The organism is Pseudomonas sp. B22129 (genome assembly GCF_044218875.1).
Taxonomy (GTDB): domain Bacteria; phylum Pseudomonadota; class Gammaproteobacteria; order Pseudomonadales; family Pseudomonadaceae; genus Aquipseudomonas.
The window spans coordinates 3033752-3048176 of record NZ_CP162592.1; the positions used below are offsets into that span (position 1 = coordinate 3033752).

Below are 14425 nucleotides of genomic sequence, written 5' to 3' on the forward strand. Positions count from 1 at the left end.
ATTCGAGGGTATGGGTATGTCACAGGTAAAAACGGCAAAGGGCTTCTGGCCCGGTTTCAACCAGCGCAAATTCCTCGATGACTGGGTGATGCTGCTCGCTGCGTTGACTATTTTTGTGCTCAGCGCGCTGTTCATCGACAACTTCCTCTCGCCGCTGAACATGCGCGGCCTGGGCCTGGCGATTTCCACGGTGGGCATTGCCGCGTGCACCATGTTGTTCTGCCTGGCGTCGGGGCATTTCGACTTGTCGGTCGGCTCGGTGATCGCCTGCGCCGGCGTGGTGGCGGGCATTGTGATCCGCGACACCGACAGCGTGGTGCTGGGCGTGTCGGCGGCGCTGGCCATGGGGCTGGTGGTGGGTTTGATCAACGGCATCGTCATTGCGAAGTTGCGTATCAACGCGTTGATCGCGACGCTGGCGACCATGCAGATTGTGCGCGGGCTGGCCTATATCTTTTCCAATGGCAAGGCTGTCGGCGTGATGGACGAAGGCTTCTTTGTGTTCGGCAACGGCCAACTGATGGGCGTGCCGGTGCCGATCATCATCACCGTGCTGTGCTTTGTGTTCTTCGGTTGGCTGCTCAACTACACCACCTACGGGCGCAACACCATGGCCATTGGCGGTAACCAGGAAGCAGCGTTGCTGGCGGGTGTGAACGTTGATCGCACCAAGATCATCATCTTTGCCGTGCATGGCTTGATCGGTGCGTTGGCCGGGGTGATTCTTGCCTCGCGCATGACCTCGGGCCAGCCAATGATCGGGCAGGGGTTTGAGCTGACGGTGATTTCGGCCTGTGTGCTGGGTGGGGTTTCATTGAGCGGCGGGATCGGCATGATCCGCCATGTAATTGCGGGGGTGCTGATTCTGGCGATCATCGAGAACGCGATGAACCTGAAGAACATCGACACGTTTTACCAGTATGTGATTCGTGGCTCGATCCTGTTGCTGGCCGTCATCATCGACCGTATGAAACAGCGTTGAAGCCCGAACCTATGAAGATCTAAATGTGGGAGCTGGCTTGCCTGCGATAGCGGTGTATCAGCCAGCAAATTTATTGGCTGATCCTCCCTCATCGCAGGCAAGCCAGCTCCCACAGGGGATCTCCACTGTTTTGATGAGCGGTATTTGCCATAATGCTGCTGCTTTTACACTTATAGGCCCGATATGCAGGAAAACGCTCAGCTCCCCGCCAAAGACGCCGCCCCCACCGGCACCCAGACCCTGTTGCGTGGCCTGGGCGTGGTGCAAGCAGTGGCAAGCGGTGCGCGCGATTTGAAAGAGATCGCCAAGCGCATCGGCACCACTCGCAGCACTACTCACCGCCTGGCCAGTTGCCTGGTGGAAGAACGCTACCTGCGCGTGGTGCCACAAGTCGGTTACCTGCTGGGGCCGAAGCTGATTGAGCTGGGTTTCCAGGCGCGCGAAGAACTGCCGTTGGTGACCCTCGCCATTCCGTATCTGGATGAACTCTCGGCGTTGACCGGCGACACCATTCACCTGGCCATTCGCGAATACGACGACGTGCTGTACCTGCACAAGAACCCCGGCCGCAACGGCCCGGAAATGCGCTCGCGGGTCGGCCACCGCATGCCGCTGGCGCGCACGGGCATCGGCAAGGCCTTGCTGCTGGATGATACCGTGGAGGAGTGGCAGCGCCTGTACGACGTCAGCCTGCCGGCCGGCGGCAAAAGCCTGCAGTGGCCGCAGCACCCGGAGCAGTCCTGGGCGCAGTTCGAGCAGCGCATGCGCGAGTATGTGGCGGGGGGCTATGCGTTCGATCTGGAAGACAACGAACCGTCGATCCGTTGTGTGGCGGCACCGGTGCGCGATGCCGGCCGGCGCATTGTCGCCGGCATCAGCATCGCCAGTACCGTGCCCTACATGCCGCTGGAAAAAATGGCCGAGCTGATCCCTGTGATCAAACAGGTCGCAGCGCGGCTGTCAGCGGAGTTGGGCGCGAAGGCCTGATCAGGCCTTCAGGGTCGCCATGTCGATGACAAAGCGGTACTTCACATCACCGGCGATCATGCGGCTGTAGGCTTCGTTGATGTTGCGGATATCGAGCATTTCAATGTCGCAGCTGATGCCGTGCTCGGCGCAGAAATCCAGAACTTCCTGGGTTTCGGCAATACCGCCGATCAAGGAGCCAGCCAGCACTTTACGGCCCATGATCAGCTTGGCGGCGTTCACCGGCGGGTCGACCGGCTCGATCAGGCCGACCAGAATGTGCACACCGTCAAAGCGCAGCACGTCGAGGTAGGGGTTCAGGTCGTGCTGCACCGGAATGGTGTCGAGCAAGAAGTCGAAATGCCCGGCGGCGGCTTTCATTTGCTCGGCGTCGGTGGACACGATCACGTGATCCGCACCTTGGCGACGGCCTTCCTCGGCCTTGCTCGCGGAACGGGTGAACAGGGTGACCTCGGCGCCAATCGCCTTGGCCAGCTTGATGCCCATATGGCCCAGGCCGCCCATGCCCAATACACCGACCTTGTCGCCAGCCTTGATGCCGTAGTGCTTGATCGGCGAGTACATGGTGACGCCGGCACACAGGATCGGCGCGGCGCTGGCCAGGTCGAGTGTGGCCGGGATCTTCACCACAAAGTGCTCGCTGACCACGATGCTGTCGGAGTAGCCGCCCATGGTATTGCTGCCGTCAACCCGGTCCGGGGTGGCGTAAGTCATGGTCGGGCCTTCGAGGCAGTATTGCTCGAGGTCTGCATGGCAGGCATCGCAGTGGCGGCACGAATCCACCATGCAGCCCACGCCGACCAGGTCGCCGACTTTGTGCGAGGTGACGCTGGCGCCGACGGCGGTGACTTTGCCGACGATTTCGTGGCCCGGCATCAACGGGTACACGGCAATGCCCCATTCGTTGCGTGCCTGGTGGATGTCGGAATGGCACACGCCGCAGTAGAGAATCTCGATGGCCACGTCATCGGCGCGCGGGCTGCGGCGTTCAAACGACATGGGGGCGAGGGGAGTGGTGGCCGACTGGGCGGCATAACCGATGGCGGTATACATGGGAAAAACCTCGCAAAGCAATCACAGGGGAGGCGGCGCATTCTGCGCGCCGACCCTGGGGGCGAACATGGCGATTGCTCCGAACCTCATGCCTATTCGTCCGGGAGTGCCCTGTGTTTGGATCCATGTGGACCCAGACCTGCGATGATGCTCACATCCCCTTTTTCGCGAAGTTTTTTGCCATGTTGTTGACCCGCCATCTCGACGCCAACGCGACGCTGGTTTCCTTGATTGAAGGCCTGACGCCCTGCGACGGTTTCTCCCCGACAAACCTGCCGGGCGTGAAGGTATTGCGCGCCAGTTGCGACGTGGCGCGCGGCCCGCAGATCTATGAGCCGAGCCTGATGTTTGTCGCCCAGGGCAGCAAAGTGGCGTACCTCGGCCCGCGTACGCTGGAGTATGGGGCCGGGCATTACCTGATTCAGGCGATGCCGGTGCCGTTCGAATGCGAGACGTTTGCCATGGCGCCGGACGCGCCGTTGTATGGCGTGACGGTCGGCATTGACCGCGTGATGCTCGGTGAATTGGTGATGGCCATGGGCATTCAGGCCGGGCCGCCGCCGACCGCGCAGACCCTGGAGTCGATGAGCTCGGTGGTGCTCGATGATGCCATGCGCGGCTGTGTCGAACGGCTGCTGGAGTGCCTGCACGATCCGCTGGAAAGCCGGATCATGGGCCCGGCGCGGGTGCGCGAATTATTGTTCACGGCTTTACGCGGGCCGCAGGCGGATGTGCTGCGTGCACTGGTCGAGCAACAAGGGCAGTTCTCGCGAATCGCCACTTCGCTGAACCACCTGCATGCGCATTTTCACGAGCCGCTGAATATCGAAACCCTGGCCGGTTATGCGCACATGAGCGCGTCGACCTTTCATGAGCATTTCAAGCGTTGCACCTTGCTGTCGCCAGTGCAGTATTTGAAGCGGCTGCGCTTGCTCAAGGCCCAGCAGTTGCTGCTGGTGGACGGCATGGGCGTGGCGCAGGCCGCGCACAACGTGGGGTATCAGAGTACGTCGCAGTTCAGTCGCGAGTACAAACGCTACTTCTTGCGCAGCCCCGGTGAAGAGCGGGCTGCCTGATTTTCCCTGACACGGTGGGATCAAAACTGTGGGAGCGGGCTTGCTCGCGAATGCGGTGTGTCAGTCAAAGGTGCTCCAACTGAATTGCCGCTTTCGCGAGCAAGCCCGCTCCCACATTTGACCGAGTTGCCCAAGAAAAAAGGCTCTCGATCTGAGAGCCTTTTTTCAAGCAGCAAGCTTACATATTCGGGTAAGTCGGCCCGCCTGCGCCTTCCGGCGTGACCCACGTAATGTTCTGCGAAGGGTCCTTGATGTCACAGGTCTTGCAGTGCACGCAGTTCTGGGCGTTGATCTGGAAGCGCTTCTCGCCGTCTTCCTTGGTGATCACTTCATACACGCCGGCCGGGCAGTAGCGCTGCGCCGGTTCATCGTAGAGCGGCAGGTTGGTGCCGATCGGGATGCTCGGGTCTTTGAGCTTCAGGTGGCACGGCTGTTCTTCTTCATGGTTGGTACCGGAGATGAACACCGAGCTCAGTTTGTCGAAGCTCAGCTTGCCGTCGGGTTTCGGGTAGTCGATCTTCTTGCTGTCCTTGGCCAGCTTGAGGCAGGCGTAGTCCGGCTTGGTGTCGTGCAGGGTGAACGGCATCTTGCCGCCCAGGATGTTCTGGTCGAACCAGTTGAAGCCGGCGCCAATGATCGGGCCGAACTTGTGCATCGCCGGGCCGAAGTTGCGGCTGGCGAACAGTTCTTCGTAGAGCCAGCTGTTCTTGAAGCTGTCGACGTAGGCGGTCAGTTCATCACCGCCTTCGGATTCGGCGAACAGGCGGTCGGCCACGGCGTCGGCGGCGAGCATGCCGGATTTCATCGCAGTGTGGCTGCCCTTGATCTTGGCGAAGTTCAGGGTGCCGAGGTCGCAACCGATCAGCGCGCCGCCCTTGAACACCATCTTCGGCAGCGAGTTCAGGCCGCCTTTGCAGATGGCTCGGGCGCCGTAGCTGATGCGCTTGCCGCCTTCCAGGTACTGGGCCAGCACCGGGTGGTGCTTGAGGCGCTGGAACTCATCGAACGGCGAGAGGAAGGTGTTGCTGTAGGACAGGTCGACGATCAGGCCAACGACCACCTGGTTGTTTTCCAGGTGATAAAGGAACGAGCCGCCGGTGTTCTCGGCGCTCATGATGTCCAGCGGCCAACCGGCGGTGTGGACGACCAGGCCAGGTTGGTGCTTGGCGGGGTCGATTTCCCAGATCTCTTTCAGGCCGATGCCGTAGTGCTGGGCGTCGGCGTCGCTGTCCAGGTTGAAGCGCTGGATCAGTTGTTTGCCGATGTGGCCACGGCAACCTTCGGCGAACAGCGTGTACTTGCCACGCAGTTCCATGCCCGGGGTGTACACGCCTTCTTTCGGGTTGCCTTCGCGGTCGACGCCGAGGTCGCCAGTGATGATCCCGCGCACCACACCGTTCTCGTCGAACAGCGCTTCCTGGGCGGCGAAGCCCGGGTAGACTTCAACGCCCAGGTTCTCGGCCTGCTGGGCCAGCCAGCGGCACAGGTTGCCCAGGGAAATGATGTAGTTGCCTTCGTTGTGCATGGTCTTGGGCACAAAGAAGTCAGGCACCTTGGTGGAGGCTTCGGGGCTGCGCAATACATAGATGTCGTCACGCACTACGGGGGTGTTGAGCGGGGCGCCGAGGGCTTTCCAGTCCGGGAACAGTTCGTTCAGGGCGCGTGGTTCAAACACGGCACCGGAGAGGATGTGTGCGCCGACTTCGGAGCCTTTCTCGACCACGCAGACGCTGATTTCCTTACCGGCTTCGGCGGCCTTCTGCTTCAGTCGGCAGGCGGCAGACAGGCCCGCCGGGCCAGCGCCGACGATGACCACGTCGAATTCCATGTATTCGCGTTCCACAGGCTATCTCCTACTCAAGGCTCAACAGGCTTTTTTTTCTAATGGGTGGAGGTTCGGTGCTGTCTCGCAACAACGGCAAGACCCACCTTTCTCTCTAGGTGGCGCATTATATCTACACCACTGCCAGCGTCCAATACAAACGTTTGTTTGAATTGCCCGCAGCCTAGGTAAATCAAAGAGACGCGGCTTATGACTGGCTATTTTGGCGTATTGACCAGAATAGGCGTTCCGGTCAATATACGGTCGGTTTTGCGCTAACCGTAGGCAGACTGCAGGTTTCAAGAGCACGTCCAAAAGCAAGACAGGTGACGCGCGCCCAAACGATGGCGCGCAGTTTACACGCTGCGATAAAGAATGACCTCTCAGTCACCCCTGACGAACGGTCATCATTTCCCGTGAGCAAGGTCACTCGCCGAGGTTTTTGGAGGTGCCCTTGTGTGCCGATGAGCATCAACCGCCAGGTTCGCCTAGGCGACTTTCTTTTCACCGGAGAGTAACGAGGAATCCATGAAGGTTCTTGTAGCTGTCAAACGCGTTGTCGATTACAACGTGAAAGTTCGCGTCAAGGCGGACAATTCCGGCGTCGACCTTGCTAACGTCAAAATGTCGATGAACCCTTTCTGCGAAATCGCTGTGGAAGAAGCCGTCCGCCTGAAAGAGAAAGGCGTGGCGACTGAAATCGTCGTGGTTTCCATCGGCCCGACCACTGCTCAAGAGCAGCTGCGTACCGCCCTGGCACTGGGCGCTGACCGCGCCATCCTGGTTGAATCCGCTGAAGAGCTGACCTCCTTGGCCGTGGCCAAGCTGCTCAAAGCCGTTGTCGACAAGGAACAGCCTCAACTGGTGATCCTCGGCAAACAGGCCATCGACAGCGACAACAACCAGACTGGCCAAATGCTGGCTGCGCTGACCGGTTACGGCCAGGGCACATTCGCTTCCAAAGTTGAAGTGAGCGGCGACAGTGTTGCCGTCACCCGCGAAATCGACGGCGGCGCACAGACCGTTTCCCTGAAACTGCCGGCCATCGTCACCACCGATCTGCGTTTGAACGAGCCGCGCTACGCGTCCCTGCCAAACATCATGAAAGCCAAGAAGAAGCCGCTTGAGTCGGTGACTCCAGACGCTTTGGGCGTTTCCACTGCCTCTACCAACAAGACTGTAAAAGTTGAAGCACCGGCTGCACGCAGCGCGGGCATCAAGGTCAAGTCGGTGGCTGAACTGGTCGAGAAACTGAAAAACGAAGCGAAGGTAATCTAACCATGACTATCTTGGTAATCGCAGAACACGATAACAAGGCGCTGGCTCCGGCCACCCTGAACACCGTGGCCGCTGCCGCTAAAATCGGTGGCGACATTCACGTATTGGTAGCCGGTCAGGGCGCTGGCGCCGTGGCTGAAGCCGCTGCAAAAATCGCGGGCGTCAGCAAAGTCCTGAACGCTGATAATGCGGCCTACGCGCACCAGCTGCCGGAAAACGTTGCTCCGCTGGTAGCTGAGCTGGGCAAGGGCTACAGCCACATCCTGGCTGCCGCCACGTCCAACGGCAAAAACATCCTGCCGCGCGTTGCCGCGCAGCTGGACGTTGACCAGATCTCCGAGATCATCTCGGTAGAAAGCGCCGACACGTTCAAACGCCCGATCTACGCCGGTAACGCCATCGCTACCGTGCAATCGACCGCTGCGATCAAAGTGATCACCGTGCGTGCCACCGGTTTCGACCCGGTAGCTGCCGAAGGTGGTTCGGCTGCCGTTGAAGCCGTCTCCGCTGCCCACGACGCAGGCACTTCCAGCTTTGTTGGCGAAGAGCTGGCCAAGTCGGACCGCCCTGAGCTGACCGCTGCCAAGATCGTCGTTTCCGGCGGCCGTGGCATGCAGAACGGTGACAACTTCAAGCACCTGTACGCCCTGGCTGACAAGCTGGGCGCTGCGGTCGGCGCTTCCCGCGCGGCCGTTGACGCAGGCTTCGTACCCAACGACATGCAGGTCGGCCAGACCGGCAAGATCGTTGCGCCACAGCTGTACATCGCCGTCGGTATCTCCGGCGCGATCCAGCACTTGGCCGGTATGAAAGACTCCAAAGTGATCGTCGCGATCAACAAGGACGAAGAAGCACCGATCTTCCAGGTCGCCGATTACGGTCTGGTGGCGGACTTGTTCGAAGCCGTACCTGAGTTGGAGAAGCTGGTCTAATCCAGCCGCTTCACTTATAAAGAGCCCGGTCCCTGTGACCGGGCTTTTTTTTGCTGCTTTTTTGGACACCGGAGAATTTCGCCATGGAACTGCGCCCCTGGGCCGTACTGTTGGGCCTCACATTGCTGCCAGGCCTGACGCTGGCCGCCGGCAAATGTGATCGCCTAGTGATCACCGGCAGCCCGGACGCACCGCCCTTGCTGTGGCGTGACCCGCAAGACCCGACGCACCTGATCGGCGCCACGGCTGATGTGCTGCAACAAGTGGGTAAAGACCTCGGCTTGAAAATCGACGTGCTCTATGGCGGCAAACGCTCCCTGGCCCTGGAAGAAGTACGCAGCGGGCGTATGGACATCCTCGCTGATGCGCCGCTGAACCTGGGCGAACTTGAAACCCTCGACTACATCCACCCGGCGCTGACGCAGATCGATTATCTGGTCTGGACCCGCAAGGATTCGCCGCTGACCTATACCGTGGCCGCCGACCTGCACGGCCACAAAGGTGCGGTCTCGGAACGCGCGCGTCTGAGTGCCGATTTCGAAACCTTTGCCGGCCAGCAGCTCAGCCTGCAACGCCTGCCCACCTTGACGCCGGCCTTTCAAAAGCTGTTGCTGGGGGAAGTGGACTACGTGCTCGCCGGGCGCTATTCGGGTATGGCCATGGCGCAGACGCTGGGCATGAGCAATGACTTGATCGCCCGTGAAATACCCATCGATCAGCCGGGTTTGTACTTGGCAATTTCCCATAACTCGGCCTGCAACGATCCGTGGCTGCGCGGACAGCTGGCGAAAAAGATGACAGAATTACCCGCGTCCGGCGTGGTGCAAGCCGCCATGCAGCGCAACCTGGAGCGTTGGAAAGCGCAACTGCAGCAACCCGTCGGTACCCCAGCAAAGTAAGGATTTACTGTGATTTTTCGACCTCTTTTTGCGGCCCTCGCCGTTGTCGCTTTGGCGGGATGTGCAGCCGATCCTGCGCCGAATGAACAAATGCGTCTCACCCGGCAGGCCCTGGAGCAAGCCAGCGCGGTGGGTGCCAGTACCGATGAATCCCCTGAACTGAAATTGGCCCAAGAGAAGTTCTCTCGGGCCGAGGCCAACATGGCCGATCAATCCTACAAACGTGCGCGCATGCGGGCCGAAGAGGCCGAGCTGGATGCGCGTCTCGCCGAAGCCAAGGTGCTGACCGGCAAAAGCCAGGAACAACTTAACGTGCTCAACACCCGCATCGCGAGGCTGCGCAAGCAATTGCAGCTGGGAGAAGCCCAATGAGCCCGATGATCCGTGGGTTGAGCTGTGCATTGTTGCTGGGCAGCGCTGCGCTCGGCGGCTGCGCCAGCCAGCCCAACAGCGAGCAGGCGTTGCAGCTGGCTGGCAGTGACTTCCAGAAGGTCAAGGAAGACGCCAATGTGCTGCGTTTTGCGCCCAAAGATGTCATTCGTGCGGGCGAGTCACTGGCGCGTGCCGACCGCTTGTCCAGCTACTGGGGCAGCGGCGCCGACGTGGTGCATTACGCCTACCTGAGCCAGCGCTACAGCGCGATTGCGCGCGAACATACCGAGCAAGGGCTCAATGCCGAGCGAGGCGCCAAGCTCGAACTCGAACGCCAGCGCCTGCAACTGGCTCTGCGCGAAAACAAGCTGGCCAGCGTACAGCAGCAAGGCAAGTGGCTTGAAGAACAGATCGCCAGCCTCACCACCACCCAGACCGATCGCGGCCTGGTTCTCACCTTGGGCGATATGCTGTTCGACACAGGCGAAGCGGAGCTGGAAAACTCGGCCAACCGCACTGTGCTGAAAATCGTGCAATTCCTGCAACTGAACCCCAAGCGCGTCGTGCGCATCGAGGGTTACACCGACAATACCGGTGGCGAGCCCGAAAACCTCAAGCTGTCCCGTGACCGTGCGCAATCGGTGGCCGATGTGCTGATGGACCTGGGTATTGATGAAAAGCGTATCCAGGTTGAAGGTTACGGCGACCAGTATCCCGTGGAGGCCAATGCCTCCGAGCGGGGCAGGGCGCAGAACCGTCGGGTGGAAATCGTTTTCTCCGACGAAAAAGGCCAATTGGGCGCTGCCCGGTAGGCACCCCACACAGCTCCCACCCAAAGCAAACCCGATCACTGATCGGGTTTTTCATGTCCACACCCTTACAGTTTTTACTGTCACTCCCGTCCGCGCTCGACTATTCTCGCAACTGTCCCCGTACACTTCTAAACTGTGCCGGTATGTTTCACACAAAAATAAAATACCCGTGAAATCGAGTGCTGCGTCATGACCAATCTGTTGCTTTACCAACGTATCGCCCAGCAACTGGCTGAGGATATCCGGCGCGGTGTCTATCAGCCCGGCGAGCGTGTGCCTTCGGTGCGCAAAATGAGCTCCCAGCTCAACGTCAGCCACGCGACGGTGTTGCAAGCCTATGCCAACCTGGAAGACCAGGGGCTGATCCGGGCGCGGCCGCAGTCGGGCTACTACGTGCACCAGACGCCGGCACTCACCGCACCGACGCCGGACATCGCACGGGTCGAACGCCCGGGGTTGGTCACCCGCAGCAGCATCATCCAGCAAGTATTGGTCGAGTCGCGCCGCGAAGGTGTGTTTCCGTTGGGCGCCGCTGTGCCCAGCGTTGACTACTTGCCCGTGCGCGCGTTGCACCAGCAACTGGCCAAGGTCACACGTTTCCAGAGCCCACGGGCATTCAGTTACATGTTCAGCCCCGGGTTTGAACCGCTGCGCCGCCAGGTGGCGATCCGCATGCGCGATGCCGGCGTGGTGGTCGACCCCTCCGAAGTGGTGATCACCCACGGCTGTGTGGATGCGTTGCAGATGTCGTTGCGCGTGCTCACCCGCCCTGGTGACCTGATCGCTGCCGAGTCTCCGACTTACTACGGTTTGCTGCAACTGGCCGACCTGCTCGGCCTTAAAGTCATTGAGATCCCCAGCGACCCGGCCACCGGCATGAGCCTTGAGGCCCTGCAATTGGCGGCAAACCAGTGGTCGATCAAAGCCCTGGTGCTGACTACGCGCCTGAGCAACCCCCTTGGCGCGACCATGCCCGAAGAGCGACAGAAACAGTTGCTGCGCCTGGCCTCGGATTTTGATATCCAGATCGTCGAGGACGATATTTACGGCGAGTTGATGTTCGAGCTTGGCCGCACCAAAGCCTTGAAAGCCTACGACCGCCTGGACCGGGTGATCTACTGTTCAAGTTTCTCCAAAACCTTGTCCCCCGGTGTGCGCATTGGCTGGATGATTGCCGGCAAGTACCAGCAGGATATCCAGCGTTTGCAGATGTTCAGCACCCACTCTGCGTGCAGCGTGACCCAGATGGGTGTCTCGGCCTATCTGGAGAACGGTGGTTACGACCGGCACCTTCGCTACATCCGCCAGGAATATCGCAAGAACCTCAGCGCCTTTCAGTTGGCGGTGCAGCAGTATTTCCCCGAGGGCACGCAGATGACCCGCCCGACCGGCGGCTTCATCCTGTGGGTCAGTTTGCCCGGGCGGGTCAATACCCAGGAACTGCACGTGCGTGCCCTGCAACAGGGCATCAGCATTGCGCCGGGCGTCATCTTCAGCAATACGGAACAGTTCAACCACTGTATTCGCCTCAACTGCGGTACGCCGTGGAACCGTGAGGCAGAGCGCGCGCTGATGACGCTGGGGATGCTGGCCAGCCAACTATGCCTGGAGACCGCAGCCGGGGGCTTCTGAGGTGCAGCTGAGGCAAGTATCGGGGACAGCATCGATAGCCTGCTGATCATCAGGCTTGTCATGCAGCGCTCAACAAGCGAGCATATGGCCTTCTGCCGTTAATGCTGTAGGCAAAATGACCTCTATTGTTCGCGCTGCTGTGGTGATTGGCTTGTTAAGCCTGTGTAACGTCGGCACTGTGCTGGCGGCGCCCCCTGTGGCGGACAGCCAACCTTCAGCCAGCACCCAGCAAAAGCCCCCCGCAAAGAAACCGGCTCCTGCCAAAAAAGCCCCGGCAGCCAAGAAAAAAGCCGCCACGGTGAAGAAGCGCGCACCGACCGCGAGCAAGTCCAAATCGGCTCATGAAGTGGCCCAGACCCAACTGTCGCCGGCACAGTTGGATTTGTCTCTGCCTTCGGACATGGTCAGGCACTTGCAGCCTATCGGTACCATGCCAAAACCCAAGAACGTGCCGTTGTTGCCGCCGATGTTTGCCGAAAAGCCTGCCGATAACAGTGCCTTCCAGATCAACGGGCGCTTGCTCAGCAATGAGATGAAGCTGCAATTGCGTAACGATGAGCGCCGAGAAGTGGAAGGTGCGGCGCTGGATTTCGAGTTCAAGCAATAAAACCTCAAGTGTTGGTGACGTGAACCGCCGACCATCTGTCGCAGACTGGTCAGTCACTTTTGTTTTGTGCGAAAAACCCCTGTTAGACCATTTTAAAACGAATGTTTTAGGGCGTACTCTAGCCCGGCCATCCACATTGAGCCGTCGAGGATCTGTTGTTCATGAAATGCCGTGAAGGCTGTGGCGCTTGCTGCATTGCCCCCTCCATCAGTTCACCGTTGCCGGGTATGCCTGACGGCAAACCGGCGGGCGAACGCTGCCTGCACCTGTCGGTCGAACAGCTATGCCTGCTGTTCGGCCAACCGGAACGCCCAGCGGTGTGCAGTGACTTCAAGGCAGATCTGGATGTTTGCGGCACCGACCAGGCCGATGCAATCCGGTTGATCGGTTGGTGGGAGCAAATGACGGCGGCTTGATGGGCTTTACTATCGGAACTTCAACAATAAGGAATACAACAATGGGTTCGCTGAAACGAATGGCTGTGTTGTGCGGTTTTACAGTGTTGTTTGCTGCCACTGCCCAGGCTGAGGATTGGCAAGTTGCCAAGGACGAAGACGGTATCAAAGTGTCCTTGAGCGAAATTGCCGGCTCCAAGTACAAGGCTTATCGCGGTGTGACGGTGATCAAGGCCCCGGTCGCCAAGATCCAGGCCCTGCAGGAAGACGTGGCCGGTGCCTGTTCCTGGATCCACGAATGCAAATCGCAGAAGCTGCTCAAGACCGAAGGTGACAAGAGCTGGACCTATACCCAGTTCAAGGCACCGTTCCCGGTGACCGACCGCGACTCCATCCTCGAAATCACCACCACCAAGGCGGCTGACGGCACCGTGACCCGCAAACTGCTGGAAGTGCCGACCTACCAGCCTGAAGTCAAAGGCTACGTGCGCGTTGCCCAGGTTGATGGCTACTGGAAGCTGGTACCCAAGAGCCCGACGGAAACCGAAGTGACCTATCAAGTGCACACCGAGCCAGGCGGCAGCGTGCCATCGTGGCTGGCCAACAAGTTTGTGGTGGACGCGCCGTTCAACACCTTGAAAGCCCTGAAAGAACACGCTGAGAAATAAGCGCAGCCGGTCCGGTGCCTCCGGCCTTGAGTGGAACGTTTGGCGAACCCTCAAGGTCCAGATAGATGTGAGCCCACACATGGGCTTTATCGAGGAGGCACCGATGCAAACGTGGCAAATTACCTTCGTTGATGATCACGGCGTCAAGTCCGTGGAGCAGTTCACCTGCGAACAAAAGCCCAGCCTCGAAGACGCTGCGCACATGATTCGCAACAAGCTGGTGCCGGTTGCGGCCGAGCTTGACCTCAATGACCTGGAGGGCCGCAAACCCGAGCCTACGGTCAAGATCCTCAAAGACCAGAACAGCATTCAAATCCTCGACATTTCTCCCGCCGCCTGAACATTCCCTGACTGCCATCCAAACCCCTCTGGTGGAGGTGATAGCTTCGCGCTACTCTGCAATCGAGATCAGCGAATGAATCGCTAAGGTCTGGTCTTGTCAGCTACATGCTTGTTTTCCCTCGGTGTTGTTATTGCCGTAGTACCTGCGCCAGTAGGGCGCGGGCTTCGGGAAGCACGGAAAGTCTATCCATCGGTTTGAGGAGGACGTTTCATGAGCACAGCCTATCAAGAAGACATCAGCACCAACGTACTGCGCCGCATGAAAGAAGGCGGCTTCGACTTCTCGCGTTTCCACCCCATCGAGTTTTACGCCATTTTCCCGGATGAGGAACGTGCGCGCAGGGCTGCGGGCCGGTTTCGTGGGGAATCCCTGAATGCCCAGGTCAGTGCGCGCGATGACGGCGCCTGGTATCTGGAATTGAGCAAAATCATGTCTGCCACCTACGACGGCATAGGAGACTTCGAGCAAGACTTTGGGGCGGTGGTCGAGCCGCTGGGCGGGATCATCGAAGGATGGGGCGTCAAGCAGGAGGTGCGTGGGTTACCCATGTAGCGGGATTGTATGTGT

Annotated in this window: 16 protein-coding genes; 14 read left to right on the forward strand and 2 right to left on the reverse strand. The window is 59.7% G+C overall.

Annotation, left to right across the window (positions count from 1 at the left end):
* Positions 1-16 precede the first annotated feature (16 nt).
* Together araH and AB4P94_RS13975 are read left to right on the forward strand one after the other, a co-directional pair.
* Complete coding sequence (araH, locus tag AB4P94_RS13970) at positions 17-982, forward strand: L-arabinose ABC transporter permease AraH (protein WP_176997903.1); 966 nt, start codon at positions 17-19, stop codon at positions 980-982.
* Between the two features lie 183 nt (positions 983-1165).
* Positions 1166-1969, forward strand: coding sequence for an IclR family transcriptional regulator (locus AB4P94_RS13975; RefSeq protein WP_395611005.1), 804 nt, complete (start codon positions 1166-1168; stop codon positions 1967-1969).
* On the opposite strand, the gene AB4P94_RS13980 is transcribed toward AB4P94_RS13975, so the two are convergent.
* Positions 1970-3022 (reverse strand): NAD(P)-dependent alcohol dehydrogenase, encoded by a 1053-nt coding sequence (locus tag AB4P94_RS13980; protein ID WP_395611006.1) that lies wholly within the window; start codon positions 3020-3022, stop codon positions 1970-1972.
* Between the two features lie 182 nt (positions 3023-3204).
* Here AB4P94_RS13980 and AB4P94_RS13985 point away from each other — a divergent pair, with 182 nt between their 5' ends.
* Positions 3205-4098, forward strand: a complete 894-nt coding sequence (locus AB4P94_RS13985) for an AraC family transcriptional regulator N-terminal domain-containing protein (protein WP_395611007.1) — start codon at positions 3205-3207, stop codon at positions 4096-4098.
* 178 nt (positions 4099-4276) lie between these two features.
* Here the strand turns inward: AB4P94_RS13985 and AB4P94_RS13990 are convergent, their stop codons facing one another.
* Positions 4277-5941, reverse strand: a complete 1665-nt coding sequence (locus AB4P94_RS13990; RefSeq protein ID WP_395611008.1) for an electron transfer flavoprotein-ubiquinone oxidoreductase — start codon at positions 5939-5941, stop codon at positions 4277-4279.
* Between the two features lie 507 nt (positions 5942-6448).
* Here AB4P94_RS13990 and AB4P94_RS13995 point away from each other — a divergent pair.
* From AB4P94_RS13995 to AB4P94_RS14045, 11 genes are all read left to right on the forward strand, one after another.
* Positions 6449-7198 (forward strand): electron transfer flavoprotein subunit beta/FixA family protein, encoded by a 750-nt coding sequence (locus AB4P94_RS13995; RefSeq protein ID WP_016973648.1) that lies wholly within the window; start codon positions 6449-6451, stop codon positions 7196-7198.
* A 2-nt stretch (positions 7199-7200) separates the two neighbouring features.
* A complete protein-coding gene (locus tag AB4P94_RS14000; RefSeq protein WP_395611009.1) occupies positions 7201-8130 on the forward strand; it encodes an electron transfer flavoprotein subunit alpha/FixB family protein in 930 nt (309 codons plus the stop codon).
* 83 nt (positions 8131-8213) lie between these two features.
* Positions 8214-9029 (forward strand): substrate-binding periplasmic protein, encoded by an 816-nt coding sequence (locus AB4P94_RS14005; RefSeq protein WP_395611010.1) that lies wholly within the window; start codon positions 8214-8216, stop codon positions 9027-9029.
* Positions 9030-9038: 9 nt separating this feature from the next.
* On the forward strand, positions 9039-9401 hold the full coding sequence (locus AB4P94_RS14010; RefSeq protein WP_395611011.1) for a DUF4398 domain-containing protein: 363 nt from the start codon (positions 9039-9041) through the stop codon (positions 9399-9401).
* Entirely contained in the window at positions 9398-10213 is an 816-nt protein-coding gene (locus AB4P94_RS14015; protein WP_395611012.1) for an OmpA family protein, read from the forward strand. The genes AB4P94_RS14010 and AB4P94_RS14015 overlap by 4 nt, the downstream gene beginning before the upstream one ends.
* Positions 10214-10402: 189 nt before the next feature.
* Entirely contained in the window at positions 10403-11845 is a 1443-nt protein-coding gene (locus AB4P94_RS14020; protein WP_395611013.1) for a PLP-dependent aminotransferase family protein, read from the forward strand.
* A 115-nt stretch (positions 11846-11960) separates the two neighbouring features.
* Positions 11961-12452: a translation initiation factor 2 gene (locus AB4P94_RS14025; RefSeq protein WP_395611014.1), complete on the forward strand. Its 492-nt coding sequence runs from the start codon at positions 11961-11963 to the stop codon at positions 12450-12452.
* 161 nt (positions 12453-12613) lie between these two features.
* Positions 12614-12868, forward strand: a complete 255-nt coding sequence (locus AB4P94_RS14030; RefSeq protein WP_395611015.1) for a YkgJ family cysteine cluster protein — start codon at positions 12614-12616, stop codon at positions 12866-12868.
* Positions 12869-12909: 41 nt separating this feature from the next.
* Complete coding sequence (locus AB4P94_RS14035) at positions 12910-13515, forward strand: START domain-containing protein (RefSeq protein WP_395611016.1); 606 nt, start codon at positions 12910-12912, stop codon at positions 13513-13515.
* Positions 13516-13618: 103 nt separating this feature from the next.
* Entirely contained in the window at positions 13619-13855 is a 237-nt protein-coding gene (locus AB4P94_RS14040) for a hypothetical protein (protein ID WP_016973639.1), read from the forward strand.
* A gap of 213 nt (positions 13856-14068) precedes the next feature.
* Positions 14069-14410, forward strand: coding sequence for a ribonuclease E inhibitor RraB (locus AB4P94_RS14045; RefSeq protein ID WP_016973638.1), 342 nt, complete (start codon positions 14069-14071; stop codon positions 14408-14410).
* Positions 14411-14425: the final 15 nt, after the last annotated feature.